The sequence below is a fragment of the Sphingomonas epibiotica genome, assembly GCF_039615155.1.
In the GTDB taxonomy this organism is placed as follows: domain Bacteria; phylum Pseudomonadota; class Alphaproteobacteria; order Sphingomonadales; family Sphingomonadaceae; genus Sphingomonas.
Genome location: NZ_JBDGHY010000001.1, coordinates 105591 through 124008, shown reverse-complemented (window position 1 = coordinate 124008; position 18418 = coordinate 105591). Strand labels below are relative to the sequence as shown.

Annotated in this window: 13 protein-coding genes; 9 read left to right on the top strand and 4 right to left on the bottom strand. The window is 66.6% G+C overall.

Annotated features, from left to right (window positions below):
- The first annotated feature begins 43 nt into the window (after positions 1-43).
- The 6 genes from AAIO73_RS00615 (at position 44) to lexA (ending at position 5013) form a co-directional block, all read left to right on the top strand.
- On the top strand, positions 44-628 hold the full coding sequence (locus AAIO73_RS00615; protein ID WP_345875558.1) for an anthranilate synthase component II: 585 nt from the start codon (positions 44-46) through the stop codon (positions 626-628).
- Entirely contained in the window at positions 625-1617 is a 993-nt protein-coding gene (gene trpD, locus AAIO73_RS00610) for an anthranilate phosphoribosyltransferase (protein WP_345875557.1), read from the top strand. The genes AAIO73_RS00615 and trpD overlap by 4 nt, the downstream gene beginning before the upstream one ends.
- On the top strand, positions 1614-2390 hold the full coding sequence (gene trpC, locus AAIO73_RS00605) for an indole-3-glycerol phosphate synthase TrpC (RefSeq protein ID WP_345875556.1): 777 nt from the start codon (positions 1614-1616) through the stop codon (positions 2388-2390). The genes trpD and trpC overlap by 4 nt, the downstream gene beginning before the upstream one ends.
- Positions 2387-2854 carry a cyclic pyranopterin monophosphate synthase MoaC gene (gene moaC / locus AAIO73_RS00600; protein ID WP_345875555.1) on the top strand — a complete coding sequence of 156 codons (468 nt, stop codon included), beginning with the start codon at positions 2387-2389 and terminating at the stop codon, positions 2852-2854. Before trpC ends, moaC begins: the two co-directional genes overlap by 4 nt.
- A 264-nt stretch (positions 2855-3118) precedes the next feature.
- Positions 3119-4297 (top strand): molybdopterin molybdotransferase MoeA, encoded by a 1179-nt coding sequence (locus AAIO73_RS00595; protein WP_345875554.1) that lies wholly within the window; start codon positions 3119-3121, stop codon positions 4295-4297.
- Between the two features lie 53 nt (positions 4298-4350).
- Positions 4351-5013 (top strand): transcriptional repressor LexA, encoded by a 663-nt coding sequence (lexA, locus tag AAIO73_RS00590; RefSeq protein WP_345875553.1) that lies wholly within the window; start codon positions 4351-4353, stop codon positions 5011-5013.
- Between the two features lie 183 nt (positions 5014-5196).
- On the opposite strand, the gene AAIO73_RS00585 is transcribed toward lexA, so the two are convergent.
- Positions 5197-7335: an alpha-glucuronidase family glycosyl hydrolase gene (locus AAIO73_RS00585; RefSeq protein WP_345875552.1), complete on the bottom strand. Its 2139-nt coding sequence runs from the start codon at positions 7333-7335 to the stop codon at positions 5197-5199.
- A 209-nt stretch (positions 7336-7544) separates the two neighbouring features.
- Between AAIO73_RS00585 and AAIO73_RS00580 the strand changes: the two genes are divergently transcribed.
- Positions 7545-8771, top strand: a complete 1227-nt coding sequence (locus tag AAIO73_RS00580; RefSeq protein ID WP_345876293.1) for an MFS transporter — start codon at positions 7545-7547, stop codon at positions 8769-8771.
- Positions 8768-9928: an endo-1,4-beta-xylanase gene (locus AAIO73_RS00575; RefSeq protein ID WP_345875551.1), complete on the top strand. Its 1161-nt coding sequence runs from the start codon at positions 8768-8770 to the stop codon at positions 9926-9928. The genes AAIO73_RS00580 and AAIO73_RS00575 overlap by 4 nt, the downstream gene beginning before the upstream one ends.
- Before the next feature lie 399 nt (positions 9929-10327).
- Here AAIO73_RS00575 and AAIO73_RS00570 read toward each other — a convergent pair whose 3' ends face one another.
- Entirely contained in the window at positions 10328-14554 is a 4227-nt protein-coding gene (locus AAIO73_RS00570; RefSeq protein WP_345875550.1) for a translocation/assembly module TamB domain-containing protein, read from the bottom strand.
- Positions 14554-16725, bottom strand: a complete 2172-nt coding sequence (locus AAIO73_RS00565; protein WP_526023751.1) for an autotransporter assembly complex protein TamA — start codon at positions 16723-16725, stop codon at positions 14554-14556. Before AAIO73_RS00565 ends, AAIO73_RS00570 begins: the two co-directional genes overlap by 1 nt.
- Positions 16726-16905: 180 nt before the next feature.
- Here AAIO73_RS00565 and AAIO73_RS00560 point away from each other — a divergent pair, with 180 nt between their 5' ends.
- A complete protein-coding gene (locus tag AAIO73_RS00560) occupies positions 16906-17910 on the top strand; it encodes a YihY/virulence factor BrkB family protein (RefSeq protein WP_345875549.1) in 1005 nt (334 codons plus the stop codon).
- On the opposite strand, the gene AAIO73_RS00555 is transcribed toward AAIO73_RS00560, so the two are convergent.
- Positions 17904-18365: a MarR family winged helix-turn-helix transcriptional regulator gene (locus AAIO73_RS00555; protein WP_345875548.1), complete on the bottom strand. Its 462-nt coding sequence runs from the start codon at positions 18363-18365 to the stop codon at positions 17904-17906. The two genes, AAIO73_RS00560 and AAIO73_RS00555, sit on opposite strands and share 7 nt — an antisense overlap.
- Between the last annotated feature and the right edge of the window lie 53 nt (positions 18366-18418).

Here is an 18418-nt window from a genome sequence, read left to right as displayed (position 1 = left end):
TTCGGAGCGTTGCACACCGCCCACGACGCGCTATGGCGGTGCCATGATCCTCGTCATCGACAATTACGACAGCTTCACCTGGAACCTCGTCCATTATCTGATGGAGCTGGGCGTCGAGGTTCGCGTCGAACGCAACGACGCGATGACTGCGGCACAGGCGGTCGCCAGCAACGCGCAGGGCTTCCTGATCTCGCCCGGCCCCTGCACCCCGACCGAGGCGGGCATCTCGCTCGACCTCGTCGCCGCCTGCGCGGAAACCCGGCGTCCGCTGCTCGGCGTCTGCCTCGGCCATCAGGCGATCGGCCAGCATTTCGGCGGAAAGGTCGTGCGCGGCGGGCTGATGCACGGCAAGACGTCGCCGATCGAGCATGACGGGACCGGCCTGTTCGCCGGGCTGCCTTCGCCCTTCACTGCCACCCGCTATCATTCGCTGATCGTCACCAAGATTCCCGACTGCCTCACGGTCAACGCCACCGCGTCCGACGGCAGCGTCATGGGGTTCCGCCACCGCGACCTGCCGATCCACGGCGTGCAGTTCCACCCGGAAAGCATCGCCACCGAGCACGGCCACGCCATGCTCGCTAATTTCCTGAAGGACGCGGGCCTGCCCGCGACGATGCCGGCATGACCGTCACCACCCTGCTCCCCGATCCGTCGACCCCGCTCAGCCACGAGAGCGCGGCCGAAGCCTTTGCCGCGATCCTCGACGGCACCGTCGGCGACGAAGCCATCGCCGCCTTCCTGACCGACCTTGCCATCCGCGGCGAGACCAGCATCGAGATTGCCGAGGCGGCGCGCGCGCTCCGCGCGCGGATGATTCCGATCGCACCGGTCCCCGGTGCCATCGACGTCTGCGGTACCGGTGGCGACGGGCATCACACGCTCAACGTCTCGACCGCCGTCAGCCTCGTCGTCGCCGCATCGGGCATCCCCGTCGCCAAGCATGGCAACCGTGCCGCCAGCAGCAAGGCGGGCGCCGCCGACACGCTCGAGGCGCTCGGCCTCGACATGGTCGTCGCCGGGGCGATGGCCGAATCGAGCCTGCACGATATCGGCATCGCGTTCCTCTTCGCCGCCAACCACCATCCGGCGATGCGTCGCATCACCCCGATCCGGCAGCGGATCGGCCGGCGCACCATTTTCAACCTCATGGGTCCGCTCGCCAATCCGGCGCGTACCACCCGCCAGCTGATCGGCATCGCCCGCCCCGATTATGCCACTGTCTATGCCGAGGCGATGGAATTGCTCGGCGCCGAGACCGCGCTGATCGTGTCGGGGGAGGAAGGGCTCGACGAAATCTCCGGTGCCGGCCCGACCATCGTCGTTCCCGTCGGCATGACCATGGCCGACCGCATCGTCCCCGAGGATGTCGGCCTGCCCCGCCATCCGATCAGCGCGATCCGTGGCGGCGATGCGGTGCATAACGCCGCCGCCCTGCGCGCGCTGCTCAAGGGGGAACGCGGGCCCTACCGCGACGCCGTCCTGCTCAATGCCGCCGCCGCCCTGATGATCGCCGACGCCGCCACCGACCTGCGCGACGGGGCGGAGCGTGCCGCCGACACCATCGATTCCGGCGCCGCCGACCGCCTGCTCGACCAATGGATCGCCTACGCATGACGATGCTCGACACCATCCTCGCTACCAAACGCGCCGAAGTCGCCGAGCGTAGCGCCAGGGCGAGTATCGCCGATCTCGACGCCCGCGCGACCGAACGCAGCGCCCCGCGCGGCTTCCGCGCCGCGCTCGACGCGAAACCCGGCCATGCGCTGATCGCCGAGATCAAAAAGGCCAGTCCGTCCAAAGGGCTGATCCGCCCCGATTTCGACCCGCCGGCCCATGCCCGTGCCTATCAGGCGGGGGGTGCCGCCTGCCTGTCGGTGCTGACCGATGTGCAGTATTTTCAGGGCGCCGACGACTATCTGGTCGCTGCCCGCGCGGCGTGCGACCTGCCGGTACTGCGCAAGGACTTCAACGTCGATCCGTGGCAAGTGGCAGAGGCCCGGTCGCTGGGTGCCGACGCGATCCTCATCATCGTCGCCGCGCTGTCCGATACGCAGATGGCGGAGATCGAGGCGGCGGCGATCGAACGCGGCATGGATGTGCTGGTCGAGGTCCACGACCGCACCGAACTCGATCGCGCGCTCATGCTCCGCTCGCGGTTGATTGGCGTAAACAACCGTAATCTGAAAGACTTCTCGGTCAGTTTTGACCGTACCTATGAACTGGTCGGCCATGCTCCGGCCGACTGTACCTTCGTCGCCGAAAGCGGCCTGAGCGCCCGCGCCGATCTTGACGCGATGGTCGAACACGGCGTCCGCTGTTTCCTGATCGGGGAAGCACTGATGCGACATCATAATGTCGAGGCGGCAACGCGAGCGATGATCGGATGAGCCTTACCCATCTCGATGCCGATGGCAGCGCGCATATGGTCGATGTCGGCGGCAAGGCGGTTACCCAACGCATTGCCGTCGCCACCGGACGCATCACCATGTCGCCCGAGGCGCTGGACGCGATCCGCGACGGGCTGGTGAAAAAGGGCGATGTCCTCGCCGTCGCGCGTGTCGCCGGCATCATGGCCGCCAAGCGGACCAGCGACCTGATCCCGCTCTGCCACCCGCTGCCGCTGACCAAGGCATCGATCGACTTCGCGTTCGAGGACGACGCGATCCGTGTCGGCGCGATTGCCGCGACCGAAGGCAAGACCGGCGTGGAAATGGAAGCGTTGACAGCGGCTTCCACCGCATTGCTCACCATTTACGACATGGCCAAGGCGATCGACAAGACGATGGTGATCGAGGGTGTGTGCCTGCTGGAGAAACAGGGCGGCAAGTCGGGCGACTGGCTGCGCGGTTGATCCACCGCGGAAGCCCCATCGTTACCCTGGGTCGCCCCAAACCTCTCCGAAAATGCGGGACGGAGCCAAAGTCAAACCGTACCCCGGCGAAGGCCGGGGTCTAGTTGGGGGACGTGAGTAACCTACAGAAAACCCTTCCCAACTGGACCCCGGCTTTCGCCGGGGTAAGGCTAGTTTGTGGATAGATTTGCGACTTCCATAGTAGCTTCGATAAAGTCCCCGCTGAAGAAATCGCCTACGCGCCCCCTTTGAAAAGGCCCACCCATGAGCCTCCTCCCCGTCGCCGAAGCCCAGTCCCGCGTCCTTGCGCTCGGCCGCGCCCCGCTTGCCGAAACCACGCCCATCGCCGACGCCATCGGTCGCTTCGCCGCCGCCGACGTCGTCGCCCGCCGCACCCAGCCCGCGCGCCCGCTATCGGCCATGGACGGCTATGCGATCCGCTTCGACGACCTGCCTGGACCATTCGCCGTCATCGGCGAAAGCGCCGCCGGTGCCGCCTTTTCCGGCGCCGTCGGTGAAGGACAAGCCACCCGCATCTTCACCGGCGCGGCAATGCCGACCGGCACCGACTGCGTGCTGGTGCAGGAGGAAGCGACGCGTGACGGCGACCAGCTTCATTTGTCCGGTGAAGGCCCCGTACGTGGCGGCAATGTCCGTCGCGCCGGCCTCGATTTCCGCGAGGGCGAACTGCTAATCGCCGCCGGCGAACGCATCACCCCCCCTCGCGCTGCACTGGCGGCGATCGCCGGTCACGGCACGCTGCCGGTCGGCCGCCGCGTCCGCGTCGCCATCGCCGCGACCGGCGACGAACTGGTCCCTGCCGGACAGCCGATCCGCGACGACCAATTGCCCGAAACCAACGGACTGATGCTCGCCGGTCTGCTCGGCGACCTGCCGGTCGACCGCATCGACCTCGGCATCCTGCCCGACCGGCTGGAGGCACTAGTCAGCGCCTTTGCCGCGGTCGATTGCGACCTGCTGGTCACCACCGGCGGCGCCTCGGTCGGCGACCATGATCTGGTCCGTCCGGCACTGGCGGCGGCGGGCGGGACGCTCGATTTCTGGCGGATCGCGCTGCGGCCGGGCAAGCCGATGCTGGCTGGAACGCTTGGGCAGGCGGCGGTACTCGGACTGCCCGGCAACCCGGTCTCGGCATACATCACCGCCCTGTTGTTCGTCCGGCCATTGGTCGCGCGCCTTGCCGGCGCGACCAACCCGCTGCCCCGCACCGTTCGCGCGACAATGGCCCACCCGCTACCGGCCAACGGCCCGCGACAGGACTATCTGCGTGCGACGCTGGTCGACGGACAGGCATCGACCGCGGCCATCCAGGACAGCTCCATGTTGCGGACGCTGGCGCGTTCGGACTGTCTGATCGTCCGCCCGCCGTACGCCCCGGCAGCCGATGCGGGCGACTCGGCGGAAATCCTGCAACTCGCTTGACGGCAAGCAAATCGTTTCCTATTGGTTCCACGTCTGTTCCGACGGAGGACCCCATGCTGACCCGTAAGCAGCACGAGCTGATCTGCTTCATCGACGACCGGTTGCGCGCGACCGGCGTATCGCCTTCGTTCGAGGAGATGAAGGAAGCGCTCGACCTCAAGTCCAAGTCGGGCGTTCACCGCCTGATCTCGGCGCTGGAGGAACGCGAATTCATTCGCCGCCTGCCCAATCGCGCCCGCGCGCTCGAAGTGTTGCGGATGCCCGAGCGGCCGGTCGCCAAGAAGACGGCGGCCAAGCCTGCCGCCGCCCCCCGCCCCACGCCCCAGCCTGCGAACGACGTCATCGAACTGCCGCTGCACGGCCGCATCGCCGCCGGTGTCCCGATTGAAGCGATCGAGGGACAGGCGACGTTGCCCGTTCCCGCGGCGCTGCTCGGTGCTGGCGATCATTATGCCCTTGAAGTTGCGGGGGACTCGATGGTCGAAGCCGGCATTCTCGACGGCGACTATGCGCTGGTTCGCCGGACCGAAACCGCCCGCGACGGCGAGATTGTCGTGGCGCTGATCGAGGATAGCGAGGCGACGCTTAAATATTTCCGCCGCGAAGGCGCAATGATCCGTCTCGACCCCGCCAACCGCAGCTACGATCCGCAGCGCTATCGTCCCGAACAGGTGCGCGTGCAGGGCAAACTCGCCGGCCTTCTCCGCCGATACTAACCTCCATTCCCTTCCCCGGCGGCGAGGAAGGGAGCGGCAACGCCGTGGAAGGGTGAGAGCGATCTAACCCCTACAAACCGCCTGTTAAGATTCAGTCGCGATTGCAAACAAACCGCGCGCAAGTGTGAACTTAGTGAACTTTGGCGCCCCGCCCGGCTTCTCCAGCCGGGCGGGGCCTCACCGTTACTTGCCGTTTCCCGGCGCCCATGGAGTCCGTATCGCCTTGTAATAGCTGGCCGGATGCGGCGGCGGCGTTACCCCGGCCGGGATCGGACGGCCCGACACTTCCGCGAAGTACGCGATGCATGCATCTCGCCACCACTGCGCCTCCTTCCGCTGGATCGCGAGGAACTGGCTGACCTCGGCAAAGCGCTGCGCATCGACCTTCCCCTCCATCGCCGCCCATTGCGCCTGCATCGCTGCGACCTCGGCCACGCCCCGGTCGTAATGCGCGACCAGGTCCTCCCACAGCGTCCGCCCCGACGCCATTCGCCGGTCCCATGACGCGTGATGGAACCACAGCAGCAGATTTTCGGGCACTGCCCTGGGATCGCTGAACTTCTTGGCCAGCACCGGCGCATATTGCGCGGCGGCATTACTGCCCGACGGCGTCCGATCGAACCCGATGCCGTTCCGGTCGGCCTTGTGGAAATAGACCGGGTTCCAGTCCTCTCGCGCCAGATCGTCGACCCAAGGCCCCGGTCCGTAATGATGTCCGGTGGCGAACAGGTGGTTGAGCCCCAGCGGCATCATGTAATCGACGACCGCCTCATGCGACCGCATCATCATCGCGACGATCGGGTCGGCCGTCGCCTGCCCCCATGTCATCGCCGCCCAGTCGCGCGCGATCTCGCGCGCATCGCCGTCCGGGTTCCACGCCAGCCGCCCGAACGCATACCAGTTCGCCTGATCGAATTGCGATCCCGACCAGTTGCGATCGGTGCCGATGTTCGACACCCCCGCCATTCCCGTCAGCGCACCCGGCCGTACCGGCGTGTCGAGCACGTCGGCGACCGTGGCGCCCTTGCGCGGACGATAGGTGTCGCTGCGCAGAACCTCCTGCCACAGGGTCCCTAGATAGACGAGGTGCGTGGCGAACCCCATATATTCCTTGGTGATCTGCACTTCCATCATCAGCGGCGTGCGCGGCGTCGCCCCGAACAGCGGATGGAAGGGTTCGCGCGGCTGGAAATCAATCGGGCCGTTCTTAACCTGCACGATCACATTGTCGGCGAACTTGCCGTCGAGCGGTTCGAACTCGCTATAGGCCTGCCGCACCCGGTCCTCGGGCTTTTCATTGGCGTAGACGAACGCCCGCCACATCACGATCCCGCCATGCGGCTTTAGCGCACGGGCCAGCATGTTGGCGCCATCGGCATGGCTGCGCTTGTAGTCGCCCGGCCCCGGCTGCCCCTCCGAATTGGCCTTGACCAGGAACCCGCCGAAATCGGGAATGCGGGCATAGATTTCGTCTGACTTCGCCTTCCACCATGCCGCGACCTGCGGATCGAGCGGATCGGCGGTCTTCAGCCCCCCGATCTCGATCGGTGCGGAGAACCGCGCCGAAACATAGACCTTGATCCCCCACGGCCGGAAAATGCCGGCCAGCTTCTCGATCTTTCCCAGAAATTCGGGCTTCAGGATATCCGCGCTGGCATTGACGTTGTTCAGCACGGTGCCGTTGATGCCGATCGAGGCATTGGCGCGCGCATAGTCGGTGTAGCGCGGATCGGAAAAGCCCGGCAGCTTCTGCCAATCCCAAAGCGACCGCCCGGCATAACCCCGCTCGACATAGCGATCGAGATTGTCCCAGTGGTTGAGCATCCGCAACCCAAGTTTCGGCCGATCCACCACCGACAGATTGTCGATCGACCCGCCGGTCTGCGCAATACGGAGCAACCGGAACGCGCCATATAATACACCGATCGGGGTGTTCGCGGCCACGACCGTCACCGGTTTCCCATCGACCGTCGCCGACCGCACCACGAAACCCTCGTCACCTGCATCCGCCAACGGCAACCGTAAGGCCGCGATTCGCGCAGACCTGGCCGTGCCAATCACGATCGCGCCATTTGCTACGTTGCCCGCAGCAACCGCGCGGCCGGTCAAACCGGTCATTCCCCGAACAAGTTCTGCCGCCGCAAGTTCGATCGTCGGATCCGCTTCGTCACGCACTACCGATGTCGAACGCGCAGCAACGGCGGTCGCCTGCGCCGGTGGCAGCGGCCGGTACCGCAGCCAAAGGTCATACCCGTCCTCGGCCCGCGCCGGCGCGGTCCATAGCCCGCCGATGACCGCGATCCATCCCAACCATTTCAGCATCAGGCATCCTCTTTGCGTCCCGTCTGACCGACGGCGTTGACACGGGCATATCATGCCGACCATGGTAGCGCTACCACGTCCAAGAGCGTGGAATCGGAGAGCGCATGACCCTGAATCCCCCCGATCGCGCGGGAGCATCCGCAGTTGCGGGCAGTTCCTCGCCGCCCTTGGCGAAGCCCTCCGGACGGGTACGCTGGATCGTCTGCGCGATGCTGTTCTTCGCGGTGGTGCTATCCTATGTCGACCGGCTGGTGCTGGCCGTGCTCAAGCCCGATCTGGCGCAACAATATGGCTGGTCCGAAACCGGCTATGCCGACCTCGCTTTCTACTTTCAGCTTGCCTACGGCCTCGCCTATGTCGTCGCCGGTCGTATCGTAGACCGGATCGGGGCCAAGGCCGGCTATGCACTGGCGATGATCGTCTGGACGATCGGCCACGTTCTGCACACGGCCTTCACCTCGACCAGCGGCATGATCCTCGCGCGGATGCCGTTGGCAGCGGGCGAGGCCGGCACCTTCCCCGCCGCGATCGCCGCGACCAACGAATGGTTTCCTAAGCGGGAGCGGGCGTTTGCGATCGGGATATTCAACGCCGGGTCGAATATCGGGGCGCTGCTGACGCCGTTACTGGTGCCGTTTATCGTTGTGACGCTGGACCTTGGCTGGCGGGCGGCGTTCTTCGTCACGGGCGCGCTGTCGGCCGTCTGGCTGGCGGCGTGGTTCGCATTCTATCGTCGGCCGCGCGAAAAGGCGTCGTTGTCGGCCGAGGAACTGGCGTGGATCGAGGCCGACCCGGTCGAGCCGCAGCGCCACGTCCCCTGGGCACGGATGTTCCGCATCCGCCAGACCTGGGCCTATATCGCCGGGCGGTTCCTGATCGACCCGATCTGGTGGACGTTCCTGTTCTGGCTGCCGGACTTCTTTGCGAAGTCGTTCAACCTGTCGATGAAGGAATTCGGCCCGCCGCTGATCGCGGTCTATCTGCTTGCGGACGTCGGTTCCGTCGCGGGCGGGTGGCTCAGCACCCGGCTGATCGGCAGCGGCATGTCGATCGGGCGCGGACGCAAGTCCGCCATGTTCTGCGCCGCGCTGTGCGCCGTGCCGATCGCCGGCGCAGTCTATGCGCCGAGCATGTGGATCGCGGTAGGGCTGATCGGACTGGCCTGTGCCGGGCATCAGGGTTTCTCCGCCAATCTCTATGCGCTGCCCGGCGACCTGTTCCCCCGCTGGATGGCGGGGTCGGTGGTCGGCATCGGCGGGCTGGCCGGCGCGGTCGGCGGCATGCTGATGGCGAAGTTCGCCGGAGCAATTCTCGAAACCGTCGGCAGCTACCAACCGATCTTTATCGTCGCCGCCTGCGCCTATCTGCTCGCGGTCGCGGTCATCCACCTGATCGTGCCCAACTACACCCCCGTCGATGGAAAGGCCGTCGCATGACCATGATCGATCGTCGCAACATGCTTGCGGGTAGCGCCGCCCTCCTCGCCGCCACGACGGTACGCGCGGCGGATGCGCCTACCGATACGCTAAAGGCCGCCGCCGCCAGCAAGGGCCGTCGCTTCGGATCGGCCTTTGCGTGGAGTCCGCCGGGCGCCGATGCCGGATCCTTCGCCAACCCGGCCTATGCCGCGTTGCTAAAGCGCGACTGCGATGTGCTGGTCCCCGAAAACCAGATGAAGTGGCAGGCGATCCGCCCCGCCGCCGACCGGTTCGATTTCAGCCGCTTCGATCCGATGGTCGAATGGGCGACGACCAACGGCTTCGCCCTGCGCGGTCACACGCTGCTCTGGGCCTATTCGAAATGGTTTCCGGCATGGCTGAACAATCATGATTTCGGCCAGCGGCCCGCGGTCGAAGCCGCCCGCATCCTCGACCAGCATATCGATACCGTCACCAAACGTTATGGCGGCAAGATCGAGAGCTACGACGTCGTCAACGAAGCGGTCGATCCCGATACGGGGGGCTTGCGCGAAACATCGCTGTCGCGGGCGATGGGCGGCACGGCGGTCGTGCTGGACCATGCGTTCCGCACCGCCCGCGCCGCCGCGCCACATGCCGAACTGGTATATAACGACTATATGAGCTGGGAAGACGGCAACGCGAAGCACCGTGCGGGTGTGCTCGCGCTGCTCGAGGAGTTTCGCCGTCGTGGCACGCCGGTAGATGCGCTGGGCGTCCAGTCGCATATCGGTCTGTTCAAGCCGACAACCGATGCCGGCGCGGTAGCGAAGCGGCTGGAGCCCGAATGGCGGGCGTTCCTCGACCGGGTAACGGGCATGGGATACCGGCTGGTCATCACCGAGTTCGACGTGCGCGACAAGGGGTTGCCGGCGACGATCGCCCCGCGCGACAAGGGCGTGGCCGACTTCGCGCGCGCCTATCTCGACATCATGCTGTCCTATCCGCAACTCGGCGATGTGCTCGCCTGGGGGATGAGCGACCGGTATAGCTGGCTGCGCGGGTTCGAACCGCGCACGGACGGGGTGATCGCCCGCGGCTGTCCCTATGACGTGGATTTCAGGGCGAAGCCGTTGCGTGGGGCGATGCTGGCGGCATTGGCCGGGGGCGTAGAACGGGCTGCCAGGGAGCGGTAGGCGGCTTCATAAACGGCATTATGCCGGAGCCGAAGCCGGTCGGGCTGAGTATCCTTTGCGCCTGTCGAAAGGGCGTATCGAAGCACCGCTCGTGGCAGGTGCTTCGATACGGTGCTTCGACAAGGTCAGCCCCTACTCAGCACGAACGGTTCAATCTGATATCGTCACGCTTGGGGCGTGGGTCGGTTTCGGGCGGGGTAACGCTTCCTCACCGACTGGCCATCCCCGCCGCCCTTCCAAGATTAAACTCGACCAGCTTCGGTCGCCCTCACCCTTCCGCGGCTACGCCGCTCCCTCCCTTTCCCGCCGGGAGAGGGACAATATGCCGAAGGCGGATCTATCGCGACTTCATCCGGGACGATGGGACCGGCGCGCCGAACGTCGCGCCGGCCCGCCCCGTCAATAATCCCGACTATACCGCACCGAGGCGTTCGATCCGCCGAACGATCCGGTCTGCGACAGCACGCTGAGCGTACGGGTCAGGGCGATCTGGATCTGCGTGGCGGTGAAGCCGCGGGCGTCGGTGATGATCTCGATATATATGTCGTCGGTCAAATATTTGCCCGCGGCGAGCGAGGTGCCGCGGCCGGTCGCCTCGTCGCCGCCCAGCACGCGCAGCCGGTCGAAGCCGGTCGCCGAGCGGAGCTTGCCGAGCGGGTTGAGCCCGCCCCCGCCCGACCCGCGCAGCGAGTTGAGCGCGGCCGCCAGCTGGATCGCCTCGGTCGCCGACAGGTTGGTGACCGAGCTTCCGAACAACAGCCGCGACAGCACCTCGTCCTGCGCCAGCGCCGGGGTCGAGTTGAACGCGATCTGCGGCGCCTGCGCCGTGCCACTGACGTTGATCGACGCGGTGATCCCCTCGGCGGTCGTGCTTGCGACGATGTCGATGACCGGGTTGGTGTAATTCTCCCCTTCGAAGCGGATGATGCCGCGTTCGACCTCGAACCGCTTGCCCGCGAAGGAATAGGTGCCGCGTACCAGCTGCAACTGGCCGTTGATCGTCGGCGCGGCGGAGGTGCCACCGATGCGGAGATCAGCCTCCCATTCCGATTCCAGTCCCATGCCCGACACGTAGAGCCGGTTGTCGGCGCGGACGCGCAGCGCGAGGCGGAACAGCCCGGCCGATGCGGCCTGCTGCTGCGGACGGGTGGCGGCGGGACGATTGGCGTCGCTCTTGCGCCGGACGCCGGTCAGTTCGGGGACTTCGGCCGCACCCTGGCGGATGATCTGATAACGCGCCTCGGGAATGGTGAGGTCGCCCGAGATCAGCCCGCCATCGGCACCGTTCTGGATGCGAATATCTCCGGTCGCCGATGCCCCGAGCGCATCGCTGCGTGCGAGTTGCGCGTCGCGAAGCTGGGCCCGGATATCGATCGGGAAACCGCTGTTCGACGCCAGCCCGACCGTACCCTGCGCGGCGATCGTGCCGTCCCCGGCACGGGCGCGAAGCTGAGTCAATTCGAACCGGTCGTTGGTGAAGCGGCCGTTGATGCCCATGTTTGTCAGCCGGGTGCCCAGCGTCTCATTCTCATAGGTCAGGTTGTTGGCCCGGACGACACCGGTCAGCTGCGGCGCCTGCACCCGACCGCCAAAGTCGGCGGCGATGCCAATCGGTCCGCTCAACTGCTGGTCGGCGATCCCCGCAAAGGAGAACAGCACACCCGCCGGCCCGTTATAACGAATGCCGCCCGACAGCGGAGCCGCCAGCATCCGCGTGACCCACGAACCGCTGCCCGGGGGCAACGGCCGCAGGTTGGCGACCATCCGGCCGACCGTGGTCGTGCCGCGCCGGATCAGCGCCCGGCCGCTGCCGCCCTCGGGCCGCAGGTCGCCGGCGAACACGATATCGACCGGTTCGGAGACCGAGGCGAGGCTGGTCCGCTGGAAATTTCGGATCGTCAGCCGGGCATCGGCACGCGGGAAGCTCTGATCGGCGGCCTGCGCGAAATCGAGGCTGCCGGTCGCGGTGCCGCCGATGCCGGTGCCGGGCATGAAGGCATTGATGATGCTTAGGTCGAGCCGGTCGAGCCGGGTCTGGATCGACATGCCGTTGCCATAAACGCCGGCGGCACGGATCGACCCCTGCGCGAAATCGATGCGCGTCGGGTAGAGACGATAGCCGCCCGGCGCCGATACGATCCGTGCCGGATTGATCGTCTTGAACGGGATCGAATTGGCGACCCCCTGCAACGCGATTAGATAGTCATTCGGACGCAGGCGCGCATTGGCGGCGACACGGAACGGGACGCCCGACGATCCTTCGGCGAACAACTGCGCCGTGCCGTTGCCGCCGCGATAATTGACCTTGGCGCGGCTGCGTTCGAGCAGGAAGTCGCCCATCGACAGGTTGGCGACCTGCGCATCGGCGACGATTTCGGGCTGGTCGTACAACACGGCGGTGGCGGTGACGATCGCGCGGCCGATGCGGATACCCATATTGCCCGGGATCACGGCGTTCGATGCCTGTGCGTTCACATCGGCGCGTTGATAGCGGCCCTGTGCCGACAGGCGGGCGATGCCGGCAATGCCCGATCCGGCGAAGTTGATGCGTCCGGCAAATGGTCCGGCATTCGTCGCCTCGACCCGGCCGTCGATATTGACGCCGGCAAAGGTGGCGGAGCGGATATCGGCGACGAGGCGCGGTGCGGTCGACACCAGCACATCGGCGCGGAACGGGCCGTAGTTCGTGCCGCCGGTCGCCTGGATCGCATAGCGATCGCCCTGTCCGCGCACTCGCGCTTCGAGATTGACGAGGCCGACGCCGACGCCCGGCCGGGCCGCGCGCAACAGCACCTGCGGCGCGGCGACCGATCCGGTCACCCGCGCCGACAGCGGGCCATATTGCGTCGAATAGGCATCGGCATTGACCAAGAGCGGTCCGGCCGGATCATAGCGACCCGATCCATTGGTGATGCGGAACTGCGGTGCGTTCATCCGCAGGTTGGAAAAGGTGATGATCCCGTCCGGGGCGACGCCGACATCGACGCGGGTGGTCGAGACATTGCCGCCGAGGAAGTTGCGAACCCCTTCGTTGAACAGGCGCGTGGTCTGGGCCACGACGCGCCCCTTGATACCGAAGACGCCATTCGGCGCGGCATAGAGGCTGGCGTCGGTCGACAGGTTGAGGATGCCGATGCTGGCGACCTCGTAATCGTTGATCCGGCCCTTGATCGCCCCGGTATAACGGCCGGTGGTCAGGTTGGCTGCGACGATCGCGGTCGCATCGATCCGGTCCGAACGGATGCGCAGATTGTCGGACAGCACCTGATCACCCGAAATGGCGAGGTCGCCGTTGATCGAGACGTTGGTGACCAGCCCACCGACCGCGGCGTTGAGACCGGTGATGCGGCGCGCCTTTGCCGCGATCGGGATCAGGATTCGGTCGGCATCGACGGTCGCGCGACCTTCGGCGTAGAGTTGCTCGACCACGGTCTCGCCAAAGCCGAGGGCGGCGGCCTGAATCTTGTAATCGACGGTCGGGGTGCCGAAGCCGCCGTCGAGGACGACGGCGGCACGGACCGAGCGGCCGTTGAGGTTGGGCAGGATCGCGCCGGGGGTGAGCAGCATCGCTTCGGTGCGAAAATTGCCGAATCGGCTGTTGCCGAGATCGAGCAGACCGGCGGCGTTGACCGCGAGCGCGCTGGAGCGCAGCTGGATGCGGGTGTCGGCCTTGCGATCCGCCAGCGCCGCGTCGATCGCGACGTCGAGGCGCGGTGCGGTCAGCCGTTCGACCGGCCCCTGCAGGATCAGCCCCGGGCGGGTCGAACCGCGCACGGTGAAGCGGCCATCGCGTCCGGTCACCGCCAGATCGGCAAGCTGCTGCCCGCCGAGCGTCCCGGCCAGGCGCCCGCGCCAGTTGTTCCAGTCGCCCTGCCCGTCGATCGTCGCGGCGATCGGTGCGGTCAGCCCGGCCATGCCGGCGATCATGCCGTTCGCCGGACCGAGGATGCGGGCGTCGATGTCGAAGCGGTTGTCGTCGGGGACCGCGTCCAGCTTCAGCGCGACGCTGTCGCCGCCGGCAATGCCGGGTGCGGCGATGGTTGCGGCGTTGGCGGTCACCTGCGCACGGCGATCGGCGATATGCACTTCGCCGTCGAGGCGGGCGATATGGCGCTGGCCGGTGACGGCCTGGCCGACCTCGATCCGGTCGACTCGCAGGCGGTTCACATCGATATCGTAATCGGGGAGCAGCGGCGCGTTGGGATCGCCGGGCGGCGTGTCCTTCAGCACCGGATTGCGGGCATAGCGGACCAGCGGGCTGGTCAGGCTGCGGATATCGACATGGCCGTTGGCGAAGGCGAACGGCCGCCAGTCGAGCGCGATGGCGGGCGAATCGGCGAAGACCCCGCGCGTATCACTCAACCGCAGGTCGCGGATCGTCATCGCTCCGTAGAGCGATCCGTCGATCCGGCCGATATTGATCTTAAGGCCGGAAGCGGTGGTGTAGCCGTCGAGCTTGCTGACGAGGAAGCCGCGACCGGGGCCGGTGTTCAAGGCTAACACGAGTGCGACGACCAGCAGCAGCAGCGCGACGATCGCGATGCCGATCCATTTCAGGATGCGGAGCCACAGCGGGCGGTCGCGGACGATGACGGTGTCGGCGGCGGGCAGTTCGGCGTCGGTCATCAGAAGGCCTGCCCGATCGAGATGTAGAGCGCGATCTTCGATTCCCCCGGCCGTCGGGCGATCGGCGTGGCGACATCGACGCGCAGCGGCCCGAAATTGGTGTAGAACCGGCCGCCGATCCCGGCACCGAAGCGGAGGTCCGAACCCTTGGGCAGGCTCGATTCATAGACCTGCCCGGCATCGAGGAACGGCACGATCCCGAAATTGCCGAAGCGGTAGCGCGCCTCGATCGCGAATTCGTTCAGGCTGCGGCCGCCGATCGGGCGGTTCAGGTTGTTGCCGTCCTCGTCGACCTCGGGCGTGCGGGGGCCGAGTTCCTGGAACCCGAAGCCGCGCACCGACCCGCCGCCGCCGGCATAGTAACGCCGTGATGGGGCGAGGTCGTCGCGGGCGATGCCCTGGATCGACCCCGCGCGGGCGCGGCCGGCGATGACGATGCTCTCGCCGATCGGGTAATAGCCGGTGCCCTCGACCATGAACCGGCCATAGGGACGCGCGGCGCCCTGCACCGATGCTTCGGGACTGACGTTCAGTTTCAGCCGGAAGCCCTTGGTCGGGTTGAGCAGATTGTCCGAGGTATCGAAGCCGGCGAACAGCGGCAGTGCGGCGATGCCATAAGTCTTGCGACGGCGCGCGCCGACGTCGAAATCGTAGGTGTCTTCGTTGGTGCCGATCAGTTCGGCGCCATAGGCATAGGTGAAGCGCTTCTGCCAGATCGGCGTCGAGTCGTAGGACCAGCGGATGCCGAGCGTACCGGTAAACGCCTCGAACGCGTCGTAATTGGTGCGGCTGGCATTGGCGAGGATCTGGAACGTGCGGTCGCGGCGACCGGCGTTCGAGCGGCGGAAGGTGACGCCCGCGCCCTGTTCCTGCGTACCAGCGACGCCGCGCACGATCAGCGCGCCTTCGGGCGGGAACAGGTTGCGATGGGTCCATGACCCTTCGAGGCGGATGCCCTGTCCGGTGCCATAGCCCGCCTCCCCCGCCAGCGTCCGTGCCGGCCCGGCATCCTGCCGCACCAGCAGGTTCACATATTCGGTGCCGTCGGGCGCAAGCTGCCCGGTCCGCTGCGGCTCGACCGAGACGCTGGAGAACAGACCCGTCGACACCAGCGCGGCGCGCAGATCGTCGACCTTGCGATTGTCATAGAGTTCGCCCTGATCGAACCGGGCGAGCACGCCGACATGTTCGGCATCGAACGCCAGCTTGCCGGTGGTCGAATAGGTGCCGAACGACGAACGCGGCCCGGTCGTCACCGGCAGGGTGTAGGCGCCGGTATAGGCGGTGTCGTCGAGCAGGATATCGCGCTGTCCGACCTCGACAAAGGGATAGCCTTGTTGCGGCAGCTTCAGGCTGACATTCGCCTCCGCCGCCTGGATGCGTTCGGCATCGACCGGATCGCCGACCTTCAACGGCAATTCGCGCTGGACGAGGTTGGGCGGCACGGTCGGCTGCGTATCCACGCGGATCGACCCGAGGGTGAACTGCTTCCCCGGAATGGCGGTGACGACGGCGCGGATGCGTTCGCCCGGCGGGTTTTCGATCGCCGAGGTCGCGGTGCCGTCATAATAGCCCTTGGCCCGCATGATGCGGATCGCAAGCTGTTCGTCCTCGCGGGCGCGGGCCTGTACCATCGTCGCGTTCGCGGCCTTGCCCTTCCCCTCCTGCAACGACGACAGCGCGTTGAACTGCGCGGCGCCGTCGATCTCGTCGAGGCCCCGAATGACCGTGTCGTACCGGATCTCGACCGCCCGGCCGTCGTCGACGCCTGCGACCTCGACCGGGGTCACGTCGAAGGTCGACAGAGGCGGTAACGGCTGGGCCAGTTCGGGCGCCTCGGGCAGGACCGCGTCGGGCAGGGTTTCGGCTGGCACCGAAGCCTCGGTCGCGGGCGCGGCCGGTGGCGTCACCGTTGCGGGAGCGGGCGCGGCGGCCTGGGGCTTGGCGGACTGCGGCGTCGGCGCGGCCGGCGAATCAAAACCGGACATCGGTTCGAGCGGCGCATTGATGTCGCCCGACAGCGTCGGCAGTGCCGCGTCGAATTCGAGATCGGGGACGATCGCGCCATCGGCGGTCGTACCCTGCGGCGTAGAGGGAGCCGCCACCGGTGGCGGGTTCTGGGTCGTCTGGGCCAGCGCGGTCGGGGCAGTCATCGTTCCCGCCAGCAACATATAGATCGTCCGCGCGCGAAAATCCCCCAACGTTCCGTCCCCGTCCCCTTGTCCCGAGCATTGCAGCGCACAATCCCCGACGGCTTACGAAACGCCGCATCGAAGAATTGGTTCATATTGAAATTACGCTGCATCCCAACAAAGCGCGACGCGTTGGTTGCGATAGCGAAGGGGAAGAACGTGACCGACACCGCGACATCGATCGATCCGGCAACGATTCCGGGGAGCCAGTCGACCCATCCATGGGCCCATCCGTGGCCGGCGTGGCGCGCGATCCTGTTCCGCGTATATACGATGGTCGGCTACCATAATCTGACGCTGATGGCGGCGGGGGTCGCCTTCTACGCGTTCCTGTCGTTCGTGCCGCTGCTGGGTGCGATCGTCATGACCTATGGCCTGGTCGCCGACCCTTCGACCGTGTCGCGGCACATGCAGACGATCTTCGAACTGGTACCGGCCGATGCCGCCCGGCTGATCTCCGACCAGCTGATCGCGGTGGTGACGACCGCGTCGTCGCAGGCGGGCCTTGGCCTTGCCGTCGCGCTGCTGTTGTCGATCTATGGCGCGATGCGGGCGGCAAGCGCGATCATCCAGGCGCTGAACGTGATCTACGAGGAGGAGGACGAGCGCAGCATCATCACGACCACCCTGTTGTCGGCGATGATTACCGTGGCGGCGATCATCGCGGCACTCGTTGGCATCGTCTCGGCGGGCGTGTTGACGTGGATCCGCAGCGAGACCCAGTTCCTCGGCACCGCCGGCGCGATCTTCATTCAGGGTGCGACATGGCTGGTCGCAGGCGGGATCGCCAGCGCGGCGATCGCCTTCGCCTATCGCTACGGTCCCGACCGCGCGCGGGCGCAGTGGCGGTGGCTGTCGGTCGGGTCGGTTGCGGCGACTTTGCTATGGCTGCTGGCGACCGTCCTGTTCGGCATCTATGCCGCCAATTTCGCCGATTACAATGCGACCTATGGCGCGCTGGGCGCGGTCGTCGTGCTGCTGATGTGGCTGTTCGTATCCAGCTTCGCGATCCTGATCGGCGCCGAGATCAACGCCGAGGCCGAACGCCAGACCGCGATCGATTCGACGGTCGGCCATCCCCGACCCATGGGCCGGCGCGGCGCGCGGCTGGCCGATACGCTGCCCACTAAGCATCAGGCCAAGCCGCGCCGCGACCGCTACTGATCGAGGGTCCGGCGTTCCATGGCATCGGCGGCGACCTGTACCCGTTCGAGCATGTCGCGCAGGACGTCGATCTCGCTTGGCGTAAAGGACGCGAACAATTCCTGTTCGATCAGCAACGCCTTTGGCGCGACCTGTTCGTACAGCGCGCGGCCCGACGGGGTCAGTTGCAGCAGATGCGACCGTTGATCGCCGGCATTGGCACGACGTTCGACCAGCCCGCGATCGACCAGCGCGATTGCGCCACGGCTGACCGTCACCTTGTCCATGCGGGTCGCAACGCACAGCGATTGCTGGGTGATCCCGTCGCTTTCGGCGATCACCGTCACCAGCCGCCATTCGGGAATGCGCAACCCGAACAGCGAGCGATAGGTCGATGCGATCGCGTCCGACACGCGATTCGAGGCGATGGACAGCCGATACGGCAGGAAGTCGTCGAGAAGCAGGCGTTTGTTCACGGACCGGATTGTTGCCGCGCCGCTTCCACTCGTCAACCGTCGCGGAACCGGTG